This window comes from bacterium (Candidatus Blackallbacteria) CG13_big_fil_rev_8_21_14_2_50_49_14 (assembly GCA_002783405.1).
In the GTDB taxonomy this organism is placed as follows: Bacteria; Cyanobacteriota; Sericytochromatia; order UBA7694; family UBA7694.
The window spans coordinates 1-14,800 of record PFGG01000041.1 but is presented as its reverse complement, the minus strand read 5'-3'; the positions used below and the strand labels follow the sequence as shown (position 1 = coordinate 14,800).

Annotated in this window: 15 protein-coding genes; 8 read left to right on the top strand and 7 right to left on the bottom strand. The window is 46.6% G+C overall.

Annotated features, from left to right (window positions below):
- The first annotated feature begins 121 nt into the window (after positions 1-121).
- A complete protein-coding gene (locus COW20_09415) occupies positions 122-877 on the top strand; it encodes a DNA alkylation repair protein (protein ID PIW48297.1) in 756 nt (251 codons plus the stop codon).
- 6 nt (positions 878-883) lie between these two features.
- Here the strand turns inward: COW20_09415 and COW20_09410 are convergent, their stop codons facing one another.
- The 3 genes from COW20_09410 to COW20_09400 all read right to left on the bottom strand — a co-directional run bounded on the left by COW20_09410 (position 884) and on the right by COW20_09400 (position 2,902).
- The gene (locus tag COW20_09410) at positions 884-1,147 is read right to left on the bottom strand and encodes a hypothetical protein (GenBank protein ID PIW48296.1); all 264 of its coding nucleotides are present in this window, start codon (positions 1,145-1,147) and stop codon (positions 884-886) included.
- On the bottom strand, positions 1,144-2,208 hold the full coding sequence (locus COW20_09405; GenBank protein ID PIW48295.1) for a hypothetical protein: 1,065 nt from the start codon (positions 2,206-2,208) through the stop codon (positions 1,144-1,146). Before COW20_09405 ends, COW20_09410 begins: the two co-directional genes overlap by 4 nt.
- A 124-nt stretch (positions 2,209-2,332) precedes the next feature.
- Complete coding sequence (locus COW20_09400; GenBank protein PIW48294.1) at positions 2,333-2,902, bottom strand: hypothetical protein; 570 nt, start codon at positions 2,900-2,902, stop codon at positions 2,333-2,335.
- 330 nt (positions 2,903-3,232) lie between these two features.
- On the opposite strand from COW20_09400, the gene COW20_09395 reads away from it, so the two are divergent.
- The 4 genes from COW20_09395 to COW20_09380 all read left to right on the top strand — a co-directional run bounded on the left by COW20_09395 (position 3,233) and on the right by COW20_09380 (position 8,072).
- The gene (locus COW20_09395) at positions 3,233-4,747 is read left to right on the top strand and encodes a hypothetical protein (GenBank protein ID PIW48293.1); all 1,515 of its coding nucleotides are present in this window, start codon (positions 3,233-3,235) and stop codon (positions 4,745-4,747) included.
- A 116-nt stretch (positions 4,748-4,863) separates the two neighbouring features.
- The gene (locus tag COW20_09390; GenBank protein PIW48292.1) at positions 4,864-5,652 is read left to right on the top strand and encodes a hypothetical protein; all 789 of its coding nucleotides are present in this window, start codon (positions 4,864-4,866) and stop codon (positions 5,650-5,652) included.
- Complete coding sequence (locus COW20_09385; GenBank protein PIW48291.1) at positions 5,652-6,617, top strand: D-glycerate dehydrogenase; 966 nt, start codon at positions 5,652-5,654, stop codon at positions 6,615-6,617. Before COW20_09390 ends, COW20_09385 begins: the two co-directional genes overlap by 1 nt.
- Before the next feature lie 45 nt (positions 6,618-6,662).
- On the top strand, positions 6,663-8,072 hold the full coding sequence (locus tag COW20_09380) for a 23S rRNA (uracil(1939)-C(5))-methyltransferase RlmD (GenBank protein ID PIW48290.1): 1,410 nt from the start codon (positions 6,663-6,665) through the stop codon (positions 8,070-8,072).
- Here COW20_09380 and COW20_09375 read toward each other — a convergent pair.
- Both COW20_09375 and gatA read right to left on the bottom strand, forming a co-directional pair.
- Entirely contained in the window at positions 8,029-8,424 is a 396-nt protein-coding gene (locus tag COW20_09375) for a hypothetical protein (GenBank protein ID PIW48289.1), read from the bottom strand. The genes COW20_09380 and COW20_09375 overlap by 44 nt on opposite strands.
- Positions 8,421-9,854, bottom strand: coding sequence for an Asp-tRNA(Asn)/Glu-tRNA(Gln) amidotransferase GatCAB subunit A (gene gatA / locus COW20_09370; GenBank protein ID PIW48288.1), 1,434 nt, complete (start codon positions 9,852-9,854; stop codon positions 8,421-8,423). The genes COW20_09375 and gatA overlap by 4 nt, the downstream gene beginning before the upstream one ends.
- A 266-nt stretch (positions 9,855-10,120) precedes the next feature.
- On the opposite strand from gatA, the gene COW20_09365 reads away from it, so the two are divergent.
- From COW20_09365 to COW20_09355, 3 genes are read left to right on the top strand one after another with little or no spacing between them, the layout of a single operon-like run.
- Complete coding sequence (locus COW20_09365) at positions 10,121-10,852, top strand: DNA-binding response regulator (GenBank protein ID PIW48287.1); 732 nt, start codon at positions 10,121-10,123, stop codon at positions 10,850-10,852.
- Between the two features lie 33 nt (positions 10,853-10,885).
- Positions 10,886-12,502: a hypothetical protein gene (locus COW20_09360; GenBank protein ID PIW48286.1), complete on the top strand. Its 1,617-nt coding sequence runs from the start codon at positions 10,886-10,888 to the stop codon at positions 12,500-12,502.
- 18 nt (positions 12,503-12,520) lie between these two features.
- Positions 12,521-13,867 carry a hypothetical protein gene (locus COW20_09355; protein ID PIW48285.1) on the top strand — a complete coding sequence of 449 codons (1,347 nt, stop codon included), beginning with the start codon at positions 12,521-12,523 and terminating at the stop codon, positions 13,865-13,867.
- Here COW20_09355 and COW20_09350 read toward each other — a convergent pair.
- Both COW20_09350 and COW20_09345 read right to left on the bottom strand, forming a co-directional pair.
- Positions 13,815-14,543: a hypothetical protein gene (locus COW20_09350; GenBank protein ID PIW48284.1), complete on the bottom strand. Its 729-nt coding sequence runs from the start codon at positions 14,541-14,543 to the stop codon at positions 13,815-13,817. The genes COW20_09355 and COW20_09350 overlap by 53 nt on opposite strands.
- A 26-nt stretch (positions 14,544-14,569) precedes the next feature.
- Positions 14,570-14,800, bottom strand: a 231-nt coding sequence (locus COW20_09345) for a hypothetical protein (GenBank protein PIW48283.1), incomplete at its 5' end; no start/stop codon positions are given.

Below are 14,800 nucleotides of genomic sequence, written 5' to 3'. Positions count from 1 at the left end.
TTTCCTATGGCCTAAGGTTTCTTTTGCAGAAAAAGAAACAGAAAAGGCTGAGACAATTTTACAATAGGGGAATTTTAGCATAAATTTAAACATTGTGAGAAGTTCTTCGCAACCGATACACATGAAAAAAATCAAACAGGATCACAAAAGCATGGAAACACCACTCCTGCCACTTCAAGTGGAGTTACGAAATATGGCTAACGCATCACGTGCAGAACAATCCCAGCGCTATTTCAAAACCGGCCCAGGGGAATATGGCGAAGGGGATCTTTTTATCGGATTGACAATGCCACAACAAAGAACGCTCGCCAAAAAATATGTCCGCTCTCCGCTAAGCGAACTCTCGACCTTGGTCAACAGCCTGTGGCATGAGGAACGCATGATTGGTTTTTTAATTCTTCTCTTCAAGTATCAAAAATCCAAGACAGAGGAGAGCCAGGTGCCGCTGATCGATTTTTTAATCACCCACCGCAAACAACTGAATCATTGGGATCTTGTCGATGTGATTATTCCGGGTACATTGGGGGATTGGCTTATAAAAAAAACGGATCAACAGCAGTTACTGTTCAAATGGATTTTTTCAAAAAACCTATGGGAGAGGCGGATTGCCATGCTTGCAACGGCCCCCCTGATTAAACAGGGAGAATTCACACAAACACTTTCACTTTGCGAAATACAACTCAATTTAAAGGCGCCTATTCACGATTTAATGCAAAAAGCAAGTGGATGGATGTTGCGGGAAATTGGGAAAAAAAATCGTGCCTGCTTAGAGCAATTTTTAGATCTGTGGGCAACACAGATGCCAAGAACCATGTTGCGCTATGCAATTGAAAAACTACCGGAATCACAAAGGCAGATGTATCTGAGCCGAAAATAAACGAATTCAAGCTTCTGGATGGTTCAATTCTTCACAGGAAAACGCTTTCAAAAGCTCTAAATCCGGATCTTGACCGCGTTGAACAATCTTGGCATGTTCAAGTTTTAAATTGAGTGAATGTTGTTTCATCTGAGAAGTCAGCTTCTGCTGGCGTTGCATGCGTTCAATTCCCAGCCCTCGTTGTAAGGGAGGAAGTTTTTGATTTTCACGCAATTGATTATTTGGCTGGGAATTCGGGTTTTGAGGGGGCTGAAATTCAGAAAAACTCATTTTGCTTCTCCCATTTCCTGACGCAGGTCTTGAAATTGACTCACTTTAGCAGCCAAGAGTTCATAGGTTTTGATAAGTCGAGAGCTTTCCAACCCCATTTGTTCAAGTTCATCCAATTGATCTGCCAAGGCATCACAATCATCCAATAAATATTCAAAACGTTTTTCAGAGATCGCCTCAGAAAGATGATGGTTCTCATTCAGATAAGTTAATTCTTTATTGATCCAACGGATATGCCCATCCAACATTTCCTGCAACTGAATCATCTGCCAGGAAAGATGTAAATGGTACTCACAGCGCGCAAGGATCATTTCAAGAGGCTTTAGCATTTTTCGCAAAGGCCGGCCATCTATCTCTTCTTCCAGGCTGCGAATCTGTTCTAAAATCTCACGGTATTTTTCTCTCAAACCCGCATATTGTTGTTCAATCTTCTGAACCTTGGCCCGGTCTCGGGTACTTTGATACCAGTCTGGCTTCAGAAGCGAAATTTGCTTGACTTCTTTTTGAATTCTGTTTTCGAGCTGAATATACAATTGCTCATAGTCTATCTGTAAAGGGGCACGGAAAGGGGGAGGCTTCAACGCAAAACGGGGAGGACGCGATCGGGCCAGGTCTCCCCCCTTGGGACGACGCGAACTTTCAATTCCAGGCCGGGGGGAGTCAGCCCGGTCCTCGAGTTCTTGCGAGGGCTCATTCAAAACCTGTTCAAGCAAATGCCCAATCTGCGGCCCTTGATCCGGTAAAATCAGATCTCTTAATTTGATCGCATCTAGATGATTTGGGTCGAGTAGAAGCGCCTCCTCAAGATAAAGCAAAGCTTCGGCAGAATCTCCTGTCAACCAGAGGAGGTAGGCCATGGCGAGAAAACCCTCAGGCGCACTTCTGTCATAGCGCATCGCCTCCATTAAATAATCACAGGATTCTTTTAAAAAGGCAGATTCCAGATTTGGATTGGCTTTGGCTTTACACAGGCTCAGAATGCCCTGATGAAGCAATTCGAGAAAAAGCTTTCTACGCTCACGAATCAAGGTTGTGGTCTGTTGCCGAAGATTAGAAGACACTGAGTACTACCAAATCTCTCGCTAAATTAGGGATTGTTTTCGAGATAAAACAGAATAATTCTAGCATATGAAAATACAAAAGCCCTGCATCATGCAGAGCTTTTAATGTTACGAGAGCAAATTTTTAGTGGGCTTGAAGCGCTTCATTTGTTTTTTCGAAAATACGACCGGCGCGAACGGATTCAGCAGCAGCCCCCACACCCGCGCCAAGCATGTCCCATTTATCATCTGCTGATAAAATACCCACTACAGCGCTCAGGGTTCCCAAACGTAGCATTGCTGACTGTTTATCTGGGGAAGTGCCGACCACAGTGCCGACCACAGCTGCATCCACACCGGAAATAACAGCACCAGCGGCTGCACCATGGGGCATAAAACGGGCTCCCACTTTGGCACCTTCCACTGCAAATTTACCTGCATTGCCAGAAAACAGGCCGATAAAGCCACCCAAAACAGCACCAGCAGCAGGAGCAGCCAAGGCTCCCCCTACGGTATAGGGAATAATCGTTTGTTTGAAGGTAGTCGTAATCGCTGTTTTGACACGTTCAGAACTGGGAATATTTTTCCATTCCAGGCTGTCTTTGCTTATGGCTGCTTTTTCGGCAGCGGGTGCAGCAGGCTGAGCAGGAGCAGCTTTGGGACTCTGCTGGATCGGAAGAATCGGCTGATTATTTTGAACAGACAGATTACCCATGTGAAAATTCCTTTAAAGAAGTAATATCATTATTATGCCAGAAACTCTGGCCAATAAGATTAACCGAGAACTAATAATCAGCGATATTTTAACTAAATTTAAATTATCTCAACTTCGACTCAGCGTGGAAACAATAAGGATATTTACAAACTGATTCAGGACTTTCCTTGACAATGAAGACAAAAATATCAGAGCAGAATCCAAAATGGAAAATCAATGTCAATAGTCCTCTAAACCTGTTGCTAAAGGTTTTTCAGCAGAGGAAACAGACTATTCAGGCAAAGCCTATCCGCTTGCAGCGCTTTACGAAAACCCGTAATATTCAATGTGATGTCAACTCAACAACTCAATAGCAGCGATATTTTTCATTATTATAAGCCCACCCGCTGCGAGCGACGACTTTTTCTGATGGCCTCTCCCCCTGAACAGGTAGAAACCGCCGCCCTAAGCCACCTCAGAGAAGCTGACCAACAATTGGAACGGCATTTTCTAAAAGGCTTGCAAAATTGGAAAGACCTGAGTAAAGGCCCGCTCGTGACACGTTTGAAAGCCAGCATGAAAGCCTGGTTGGAAAAAGAGGCGGTGCTCTATAAACCTGTTTTCAGTTATCCTTTAAAAGTCGCGAAACACAGCTATGAATTGCTGATGGAACCTGAATTCCTGATTTGGGGCGAACACGGTTACCACCTCCGACTTTGTCGCAACGCCCGAAAATTGAGTCGAGAAAATCATGCTGACGCTATTTTTACCGCGCAGTACCAGGCATGGGTCTACGAAAAAATTTTTGGTGAAGCCCCCAGTTATCTCGAAATCTATACCGCCAGCGGTAAAGTGCTGGAAGTTCAACCGGGTGAGGCAACAGCCATCGAAGAACAGGTTTTGCAATTTTTACATTATAAGCACAGCAAAACTGAACCCTATAGCCCGATCAGTTGGACAAAATGCCAAAGTTGCCCATTTCGTGCTTATTGTTGGAACCAAGCCGAAAAAAACCAGGATTTGGCCTTGGTTCCCAATATTGAGGCAAAATTAATTCTGGCCTTAAGGGCGGCCGGCGCGCTCACAATTGAAGACTTCCTCAAACGTTTTCCAGAAGAAAAACTCGCAGCTTTTACCTGGAAAGAAGGACAAAGCCCGCGTAAAATTGGTCAGGAAAAAGCAAGCAATATGCTTCAAATGGCTGAGGTCGTTCTTTCTGGACGCCCACGTTTACTGCAAGAGCCTCACTTACCCCAAGCCAGCCATTGGGCCATGTTTGATCTGGAAGGCATTCCTGCCCAACAGGGTCACCCGGAGCGGGTCTATCTTTGGGGTTTATCCTTAATGAGCGACCACGAAGTCAATCTACAAACCCTTTCTCCTAATCTTTCACGCAAATCAGACAGAGATGCCTGGATGCAGTTTCTGAACAAAGCGGGAGAGATTTTTAAGGCGCATGGGGATATTCCGTTTATCCATTGGGGCAATTATGAACCTCAATCTTTGCGTCTTTATCTCCGTCGCTTCGGAGATTGGGAAGGGGTTGGCCGTCGCATTGAAAAGAATCTGATTGATTTCTGGGCTTTGCTCAAAGCTTCAGTTTTAATCCCACTGCCCAGTTACAGCCTGAAAGTGATTGAAGAATACGTGGGTTTTGATCGCCCAGACAAAGATACAGGAGGGTATTGGTCAGTCGTAAACTATCTCAAATCGACCTCAACCCGCAATCGCAGTAAACAAGAACGCCTACAAAATGAGCTTTTGGCCTATAATCATGCTGATTTGGTAGCCATGTGGCACGTGTTAGAATGGTTTCAAGCTTTTTTGAATGAGTCAACCTCACCTCCCCTCCCACCCCAAAGCTGATCTTTATCACTGATTTTTTGTGTCCAACTGTTAAAATCAAAATGGCAAATTCTGGGTTCAAACCCAGCACCCAAATTCTGAGTTCAATTTAGCGAGAATACCAGGAGATTATATCGATGAAAAAATTACACGCACTCGTGATGCTGACCCTGACCTCAATGACCCTTTCCTGTGGTCCCAGCACCCCGCAAACCAGCCCCAAACCCAGCGCAAGCCCCAGTGCTTCAGCAACCCCCAGCGCCACACCTAGCCCAATTGAAAGTTCGGTTCCCACGCCCGAACCCACCACCACGCCTTTTCCTTCAGGAACCCCTCAACCTTCAGCGACCCCTTTGCCCACCCCCTCGCCCGTGTTCAGTTCAGATCCAGTCGCATCCCCTGGCCCAGAGGTCGTGGTTCAATTTAAAGCGCGCGTGATTTCAGCTTCACGTGAAGTTTTGCCTGTGGTTGAAAATGCATTTACCGTCAACCCCTACCCCTTGAGTGAAGTCAAAGCCAGTTTGGCGATTAAAAACAATGCAGAAGCCAAACCGATTGCGCCCAGCGAAAGTGACGTAAAATATCAAATTGAAGAAAAAGTTTGCAGCAACAGTGGCTGTTCAACACAAACCCGAATTGACAGTGCAGCCTTTCAAAAAGATTTGAGCACTTATCAAAACAGTATTTTGCCAGAATGGGAATCACGGGCTTATAAAGGTCTTGAAGATGAACTTGCCCGTTTAAGCAATGGCCGCTCCAGCCTGAACTTCTCAACCGATAAAAATGGCGAAGCCACCGTCAGACTGCAAACTGGCAAATGGTACTTCAATGGCCGCTACAGTTACAGCCAAGGCAGCACTGTCGTTTGGGAAGACGTGATGTTTGAAGTAAAAGAAAGCACCAAAACCATTGAACTGACCCGCTAATGTTTCGCGTAGGCATAACCCGGCCTCTCGAAGCAGGGGCCTGGGATGCTTATTTAGCGACAGATTGGGAACTGGAAAACCTCAATAAACCCTCCCAGGAGCAACTCCAGGCAGCCATGCGACATTGCGATGGTTTGGTTACCATGCTGACCGATCGAATCGATCAGGATCTGCTGCTCAGCGCCAGGGGAGGCCCGCTTAAAATCATTGCCAATCACGCGGTCGGAATTGAAAATATTGATTTAAAAACCGCTGCTGAGTTGGGAATTGCAGTTACCAATACCCCAGGGGTACTCACCCATGCCACAGCCGAGTTTGCCCTCAGTCTCCTGCTGAACCTGTTGCGACGCATAAGTGAGGGAGAGCGCCTGATCCGTTCAGGTCAATGGACAGGATGGGAACCGACACAATTATTGGGAAGTTCTCTCAAAGGCAAAAAATTGGGAATTTTGGGAGCAGGCCGAATTGGCCAGGCTTTTGGCCATATGGCCTATGCCTTGGGCGCAGAATTGGCCTATACCAGCCGTATTCGCAAACCCGAATTTGAACAGAAAACCCAAGCCCATTGGTTGGACTTTTCTGATCTTCTGGCCTGGAGTGAAATTCTCTCGCTTCATTTGCCTGGGGGCCCTGCCACCCGGCATTTGCTCAATGCAGACACCCTTTCCCATCTGCAGCCTGGAACCCTTTTGATCAATACGGGCAGAGGCACCAGTATCGATGAGCGTGCCCTGGCAGAGGCACTTCAATCCGGTCATTTGGGCGGAGCCGCCTTGGATGTTTACGAACAGGAACCAGCCATTCCTTCAGAACTCTTGGCGTGCCCCAACTTGATTCTCGCCCCCCATTTGGGCTCAGCCACGATTGAGACGCGTCGGGCCATGGCTCTTCGCTGTTTAGAAAACCTCAAAGCCGTCTTTGCGGGTCAACCCGCACCCAATCAGGTCGAGTGGCCCCAATCCTGAACAGCACAGGTTATACTGAAACACCAACCTTTCAGGAGATCGCTTATGTCCCGCCTCCGTCCTCTGCAACCCGGAGACCTGCTTGAAATCGAAATTGAAAAAATGGTTCCCGGTGGAGAAGGTCTTGGCAAAGTAATCGGCTATCCCATTTTTGTACCGGGGGGCCTGCCTGGAGATCGGGGACCTGTTGAAATTATCTCCGTCAAGAAAGACTATGCCCGTGGGCTGCAGAAAGCCCTGTGGCAGGAAAGTCCCCAACGTGTAGAGGCGCCTTGCCCAATTGCCAAGGAATGTGGCGGCTGCCAATGGCAGGAATTGGATTATTCTGCGCAACTTGAATACAAGGCAGCCTTGCTTTCAGAAACACTCATGCGCTTGGGGAAGTTTGCAGAAACAGATCTCAGCACCTGGATAAAACCAGTTATGGGCATGGCTTTGCCCTGGCATTATAGAAACAAAGCACAATTTCCACTGCAAAATCTCGCGGGCAAAGTGCGGGGGGGATTTTATGCTCCTCGCAGCCATGAATTGGTGCCTGTAGACTCCTGCTTATTGCATCCTGAAGGCATTAATCAAACCCTGAACTTCACTGAGGAACTCTTGAATCAACTGAAAATTCAAGCCTATGAGCCCAGCACAGGGCAGGGATTTATCCGCCATTTGGTCATCCGTCAAAGCAAAAAAACGGGTGAAATCTTGCTGGGATTGGTCTGTGGACAGTGGGAAACACCCGGACTCAATACACTGGTTGAAAGCCTGACTCAAAAACTTCCCCATCTGGTAGGCATTGTGCAGAATCTGAACCAGGATCCTGGCAACCGTATTTTAGGCAAAGAACAACGCATACTTTGGGGAAATGAAACTTTAAATGAAGTCTTGGGTGATTTTAAATTTCAAATCTCGCTGCCCTCTTTTTTCCAGGTCAATCCTGAGCAAACAGAGGTTCTCTATAATACCGTCAAAAAAATGGCCGATTTAAAGGGTTCAGAAACTCTTCTGGATGCCTTCGCGGGAGCAGGCACGATTGGCCTGTGGCTTTCTCAAAATTGCAAACAGGTCATTTGTATCGAATCTTTGCCCGAAGCGATCGCAGACGGGAAACGCAATGCCGCTCTCAACGAAGTCTCAAATTTGGAATTTATTTCGGGCAAAGTTGAAAATCTGATCGCTCAAATCCTGAAAAAACAACCCCTTGATTTGGTGATTCTCGATCCCCCCCGCAAAGGCTGTGCGCCTGAAGTTCTGCATGCCTTAATGGAAACAGAAATTTCCCGCCTGATCTATGTATCCTGCAATCCAGCCACCTTGGCCCGCGATCTGGAAATGCTTTCGAGCAACTATCAGATTACTGAAATTCAACCTGTGGATATGTTCCCCCATACGCACCATCTGGAAACCGTCGTTCACCTGATTAGAAAGCAAGACGTGCAGCCTGAAGCGGCTGAACAGAACTGAATTCAACCAAAGGCACGGGCAGGTCGGGATCTTCTCCCAAGGGCAAATGCTGCTTGTCTTCAGGAATTTGCGAATAATCAAGAAAACCGACCACAGCATAGGGGTTAAACTCAAAGAGTTGCGCAACATGGTTGAGCGCAGCTTCTTCCAAATAAATGGCTGAACAATGCTCACAGAAATGTGTGGGCAAAACACAGACAACCGCATCCCCGGTTTCATTGATCATCATGAAGCGCGCTTCTTCAGCTAATGGCAAAGGTTTTTCACACAAGACACATTGTTCGGGAATGCCCACACTTGAAATGATCGCCTGGCGATCACACAAACGTTCACTGGGTTTGAAATCGATCATGATGAAAGCTCCGGATGGCGCATATGCCATTCTGTACTGGCTTGATAGGCCTCTGCCAATTGGTAAATCCGGGCTTCATCCAGGGGTTTTGCCATAATTTGTAAGCCGATGGGCATTCCCTGTGCGTCAAAACCACAGGGCAAAGAGAGGGCAGGAATACCCACCAAATTCACTGGAACCGTTAAAATATCGGTTAAATACATGCTCAAGGGGTCATTGAGTTTTTCCCCCAATTTAAAGGCTGTCATCGGCACAGTTGGAGAAAGCAGAAAATCATATTGAGAAAAGACCTTCTGAAAATCTTCAATCAAAAGCGTACGCACCTGTTGGGCTTTTTTATAATAGGCATCGTAATAGCCCGAGGACAAGGCATAGTTGCCCAACATGATTCTCAATTTCACCTCGGGCCCAAACCCTTCATTGCGGGATTGGGTATACATTTCTTCCAGCGATGCTGCTTGGGAAGAACGGTGCCCATAGCGCACCCCGTCAAAGCGCGCCAGATTTGAACTGGCCTCTGAAGTTGCAATCAAATAATAGGCAGCCAGCGCATACTTCAGACGCGGTAAACTGACTTCATCAATGCTTGCCCCAAGACGTTCATAATGCTTCAACGCATTCTCAAAAGCGGAGCGCACCTCCGGTGCCACACCCTCAGCCAGCATTTCAAGCGGAACGCCAATTTTCATGCCTTTTATATCCTGTCCGAGCAAACGGCCAAAATCTTCTGGGGGCGCATTTAAAGAAGTAGACTCAGCTGGGTCATGTCCTGCAATCAGATTGAGCAGACTGGCATTGTCACGCACCGTCAAACTCAAAGGGCCAATTTGGTCAAGCGAAGAAGCATAAGCCACCAAGCCATAGCGGGAGACTCTTCCATAGGTAGGCTTCATGCCGGTAATACCACAAAAGGATGCGGGCATCCGTATTGACCCGCCTGTATCAGAACCCAGCGCCCAAGGCGTTTCTCCAGCTGCGACCAAAGCGGCAGAACCGCCGCTGCTGCCACCTGGCACCCGCTCAAGATCCCAAGGATTACGTGTAGGCCCAAAAGCAGAATTTTCATTTGAAGAGCCCATGCCAAATTCATCAAGATTGGCTTTTCCCAGAATTGGCAAACCCGCTTGGAGTAATTTTTCACTTACTGTGGCTTGGTAGGGTGGCACAAAATGCTCAAGAATTTTTGATCCGCAGGTGGTGGGATGATCTGCAAGGCAAATATTGTCTTTCAGAACTATCGGAATATCAGCGAAATCTGATTGCCCGGCCGGCTTGCGCACAGGGGTGTCAAAACGGTTGAGATAACCGCCTGTTTTCAAACTCACCGCATCTGAACGGCGAGCATACACTTTCAAAATTTCTGAAGCGGATATTTCACGCGCTTTGAGCATCCTGCTCCATTCATGTGCAGGGGTATAATGCATGCCCATTCTCCTTCGTGGCTGTCAGTCTTCAGGTACTATACCAGGGGCTGAAGATCCAGTCCAGAACAATTCAAATGCGGCTTTTTTAGTCGGGTTTCTGCACGTTTACCATGGGCTTTTTCTGAATCAAAACACAAGATTTTTCTCTGCCTTATCCCGAATTTTGTGGTATCTTAAAATATAGTTATTTTTATTCTTATATCAATTTTCTGATTTTCTGAGAGAATTGACTGGTATGGCAGAATTACAAGGGTTACAAGGTAGAGTACAGCGTGTTTGTAAGACCAAAAATTTTAATCGTTGAAGATGAACCAGATATTCTGAATCTTCTGGAAAAAATACTTCAAGAAGAAAATTATGATGTATTAAAGGCCATGACTGCAGAAGCTGGCTTAGAAATTATAGAAGGAACTTTGCCTACTGCGATTGTTGCAGACATCAATTTGCCTGGCATGAGCGGTCTGGATTTTTGCAAACGGGTCAAGAGTACCCATCCTGAAATACCCGTACTCTTTCTTTCTGGTTTGAGTGACGAGTTTGACAAGGTTTTGGGACTGGAGTTGGGTGCCGAAGATTATATTACCAAGCCCTTCAATGTACGTGAGTTTAAAGCCCGAATCAAAGTCATTTTACGCCGCGTCTTTAATCCCCCCGCAAAGAATGCAGGAGGTTTAGGCTCGTCACCCGATCCCAATGCAAATGTCTTCATTGATGTCTTAAAGCGTCAGGTCTTTATTGAGCAGATTGAAGTGACGCTTACCAAAAAAGAATTCGATATTCTGATGTTACTGGCTTCACGGCCAGGCCAGGTCTTCACCCGTGAACATATTTTGGATGTGATCTGGCATGATGACGCCAATGTCAGCGATCGAACGGTCGATGTTCACATTGGCAGATTGCGTGAAAAAATCACTGTCCACCCTGATAAACCCCCCCATGTAGAAACGGTAAGAGGTGTTGGCTATCGTTGTAACCCCCATATTCAGGTACAAGTTGTCCAATAGCTGACCTATTTTAACTCTGGAGGCTCTTTCGCCATGCATGATGTTTTTAAGCCTCATCACTGGTTTGAAAGAGCCTGTTTTTTGTTTGAAAATGGACAATTGCGTGAATTGGAAATGCTTTGTCGGGAAATTCTGAGCCAAGACAAACAAGCAGCCGACGCCTATTATCTTTTGGGTTTGGCCCTGCAGAGCACAGCCCCTCATGAAGCTCTGCAAGCCTTGAAACGCGCCCTCACCCTCAATCCTCAGCAGGCAGATTACCACCGCCAGCTAGGCCACAGCTACAGACGACTTGACCAATGGCAGGAAGCCCTCTTGCATTATCAAAAGGCCGTTGAATTAGAGCCCCAGATACTCAGTCATTGGCTCAATCTTATCCGCGGGCTGCGAATCACCCGGCAAAATGAACGGGCCAACCAAATCGTTGCGCAGGCCCTGCAAATACATCACGACCCCAGTTTGCTTGAAATCGCTTTAGATTTAGCTGTTCTAAGCTCCAACTGGGAACAGGCCAGCAGATTGTTGACTCAGAATCCCGAATTGCAAGCCAGACCCCGTTGTTTAATTTCTCAGGGGTACTGTCAGATTCATTCTGGCCAGTTTGCTGAAGCCCAAGTCTCTTTCGAAACGGCCTTAAAACACTTGCCTGAAACTTGGGAAGCTTGGAATGGTCTGGCAGACACCGCCCTCTGCCGCTTTGATTGGGAAAAAGCCCTCCACTGTTTTGAAAAAGCTTTTCGGCTTCGCCATGGCCCGGCCTGGAACCAAGCTTCGGCCAGCTCCAAACCTGCCCCCCTGCCCCCCAAAATAAGCCCCACCAAGCTGGCACATGATCACGCCCAACTCTTGTATCTGCAGACCCAAGGCTTACTCCCGGCTCAGGCCCGCCCACTTCTTGAGGCCTTTCAAAATACTGCCAAAATGGGAGCCGAAAACCGAAAGCTTTTAGAAGTTTTGAACCCCTGTTGGGATGCTCCCATTTATATCAATACTCCCCAGCTAAAATCTCCCTATCTCAATCCCAATCACGATTATGAAGCCCTTGAGTTTGAATTTTTAAAAAGCTCAGGTTGGATCAACTGGGATAGTTTTTTAACAGAAGCGGCCCTTGAAGCGCTGCGAAAATGCTGTCTCGAGTCCACTTTCTGGCGCGACTATTATGCAGAGGAAGGCTATCTGGGAGCCTTTATGGACGATGGCTTTGCCAATCGCCTCTTATTCGGAATAGCCCAGGAACTCACTGAGGCCATGCCCAAGATTTTCAAGAATCTGCCTTTGCGTTATCTCTGGGCATTTAAATACCATTCTGAAAGCAAGGGCATTCGCTTGCATGCCGATCAGGCACAAATCAACCTTAATTTTTGGCTTACACCCGACTCAGCGAACTTAGATCCAACGGGGGGGGGACTGCTGTTTTATGATAAAAAGCCCCCAGAAAACTGGGGCTTTCAGGCCTATAATGATCAATCCAGCCAAGGACTGATCGAATATTGGCTCAAAGAAAGTCAGGCACAAGAACAAAAAATAGCCCACCGTCAAAATCGGGCGGTTTTGTTTCAATCCAAATTTTTCCATCGCAGCGATCCTCTGAATTTCAAACCGGGTTATGAAAACCAGCGCATCAATGTTACCATGCTGTTTGGAAGCTAAACTAAAAAGGCCCGTACCATGAGTGAACGTGACTCCTTTATTCAGCCCTTTAAAACCCGTCTCTTTGAGATCTTCAATGCCTCATCCTCTGGGCAGGATCCCTATCGACAGGCCATGTACCAACGTCAACAAAGACGAAAAAAAAATGGTCAAGATGGAGAGCAAGAAAGTTGGGAACAGGAATCGCAAAACTTCTTTGATGATTTCATCTCACTTGATGAAGAAAAGATCACCCACGGACTCAGCCAAGCACAGGCCAGAAAAGCTTTTGACCGAAAATTCAGAACATCCAGCCACCGTGACGAAATTGCCAGAGAACTCGAGTTATTACAGGATACACTGGCAACAGAAGGCATCTCACCTGAAGTTACAGCCCAAAAACTTGAATGGGTCACTCAATTTCTTGCGGATTTTAATCATCTCGTAAAAACCCGGCTACCAGCCCTGACAGGAAAATTTGATTTATTTTCACTGCCTGTACTCAAACGTCTGAAAGAGTGGGGTTTTCAAACCCGCACACTTCAGAATCTGGTTTGGTTCCGATGTATGTATTACCTACAACAGGAAGTTCTGGATAATCCAGAAGCCTATTTACATGTACAACTCACTTTGAATTATTTGGATATTCCCCAAAGACATACCGAACTTCAACGCTTTATTGAACGCCATTTGATCGATCTGGAATCCTGTCGTGCCTTGATTCATCAGACCCTGCATTATCTTGAACAGAATATGCGCTTATTTGAAGCCTTTGTCAACGAATTGCATTTGCTGAGTGTTCAAGCCCAACCCTATTATTTAAAAGCAATTGGACGCCCCTATCTGAATCTCGAAAAACGCTTAGGTCGCAAACATCTCGAAAATCGCTATTTGCGTTTGCGTGCCCAACTTTTTGAAGTGCAACGCCAAATTCGGCATTTGGATAAAACGCAATCTTCACTTTCACATTTTCTCTCAGAAAAAGCAGAATTACTGCATGAATGGTCTGGCATGGAAGCGTCTCTGTGTTCTCTTTTAAGTTTAACCGCTCCCAACCCACTCAACCCCGAGGCTGAAAATTTTGAGCAAACGCTGTATCGCTTGGGAATCCCTGCAGCCCAGGAAAAATCAATCCAATTCAGTCTTGAAGACCTGGTTCAAATTCTCGAACAAGCCGAACAGGAACGCATTGCGGGCCAAGACACCCCAAGTGAGGTTTTTATCTCCCCTTTGACCCAGCGACAGCTTCAAAGCATTAAAGAACAGGATTTGGCAACCCTTGAAAAATGGGCCCTGTATAAATCCCAACAGATCCTGCTCTTCCAGAAGGGAGCTATTCGCGCTCTACTACAGGCCTGTCAGGAATCCCGGCAACTTCTCCCATAATTCTTCCGTCCCGCATTTGGATCGTGCGATCGGTACGACTTGCCAGTTCAAGATTGTGGGTGACAAAGACGATGGCCAGATTCTCTTCCCGGTTCAATTCAAACAGCAGCTTGAAAACCTGCTCTGTATTTTCAGTATCCAGATTGCCTGTGGGCTCATCTGCCAACATCAGCGCAGGGCGGTTACACAAAGCCCGCGCAATCGCAACACGCTGCTGCTCACCGCCACTCATCTCTGCCGGTCTGTGCGTTAAACGATGCCCCAAGCCGACTCTTTCAAGCAATTGACGGGCACTGGACTGTGCTTCAAGTTGTGAAGTACCTGCCAAGATTTGCGGAATCACCACATTTTCAAGCGCTGTAAACTCTGGAAGTAAAAAATGAAACTGAAACACAAAGCCAATCGCATTTTGCCGCAGTTGTGTCAGCTCGTGATCTTTCATGGTTCGGGTCAGTTGATCCCGAATCCAGATTTCGCCTTGAGAAGGACGATCCAAGGCTCCCAGTAAATAAAGCAGTGTGGTTTTCCCACTTCCCGAAGGCCCTGTTAAGGAGACAAACTCACCTTGTTTGACCTCCAGATTGATCTCATGCAAAACAGAGGTTTGTAACTGTTGTCCCAGCGTTTTCGAGACTGACTGAGCACGTAAAAGGGTTTTGGCAAAGTTTGCTGACATCTAATCCCGCATCTCTAAATGGCATTTCATGCATCTGTCGCATAAGCGTTGATTGGTTGTTTCAATCCATTTCTTAAGTATAAGAGATTTGTGACACTCCCAATACCCATTCGGGCACAATGTCCCCTCAAGGGGATGGGAATTCTCAGAGCATTTTTTAAATTCGACAGCAGAATTCTGTGCAGTAGTTCAGAATGAAAGTTCTTCGCACCTTGAATCACGAGATTCGGGGTGCGATTTAAGTTTTTTGACACAGG

What these genes read in the sequence shown, in the direction of transcription:
- COW20_09415 (PIW48297.1), top strand. Translation starts at nt 122, where the DNA reads ATGAAAAAAATCAAACAGGATCACAAAAGCATGGAAACACCACTCCTG.
- COW20_09410 (PIW48296.1), bottom strand. Translation starts at nt 1,147, where the DNA reads ATGAGTTTTTCTGAATTTCAGCCCCCTCAAAACCCGAATTCCCAGCCA.
- COW20_09400 (PIW48294.1), bottom strand. Translation starts at nt 2,902, where the DNA reads ATGGGTAATCTGTCTGTTCAAAATAATCAGCCGATTCTTCCGATCCAG.
- COW20_09395 (PIW48293.1), top strand. Translation starts at nt 3,233, where the DNA reads ATGTCAACTCAACAACTCAATAGCAGCGATATTTTTCATTATTATAAG.
- COW20_09390 (PIW48292.1), top strand. Translation starts at nt 4,864, where the DNA reads ATGAAAAAATTACACGCACTCGTGATGCTGACCCTGACCTCAATGACC.
- COW20_09385 (PIW48291.1), top strand. Translation starts at nt 5,652, where the DNA reads ATGTTTCGCGTAGGCATAACCCGGCCTCTCGAAGCAGGGGCCTGGGAT.
- COW20_09380 (PIW48290.1), top strand. Translation starts at nt 6,663, where the DNA reads ATGTCCCGCCTCCGTCCTCTGCAACCCGGAGACCTGCTTGAAATCGAA.
- COW20_09375 (PIW48289.1), bottom strand. Translation starts at nt 8,424, where the DNA reads ATGATCGATTTCAAACCCAGTGAACGTTTGTGTGATCGCCAGGCGATC.
- gatA (PIW48288.1), bottom strand. Translation starts at nt 9,854, where the DNA reads ATGGGCATGCATTATACCCCTGCACATGAATGGAGCAGGATGCTCAAA.
- COW20_09360 (PIW48286.1), top strand. Translation starts at nt 10,886, where the DNA reads ATGCATGATGTTTTTAAGCCTCATCACTGGTTTGAAAGAGCCTGTTTT.
- COW20_09355 (PIW48285.1), top strand. Translation starts at nt 12,521, where the DNA reads ATGAGTGAACGTGACTCCTTTATTCAGCCCTTTAAAACCCGTCTCTTT.
- COW20_09350 (PIW48284.1), bottom strand. Translation starts at nt 14,543, where the DNA reads ATGTCAGCAAACTTTGCCAAAACCCTTTTACGTGCTCAGTCAGTCTCG.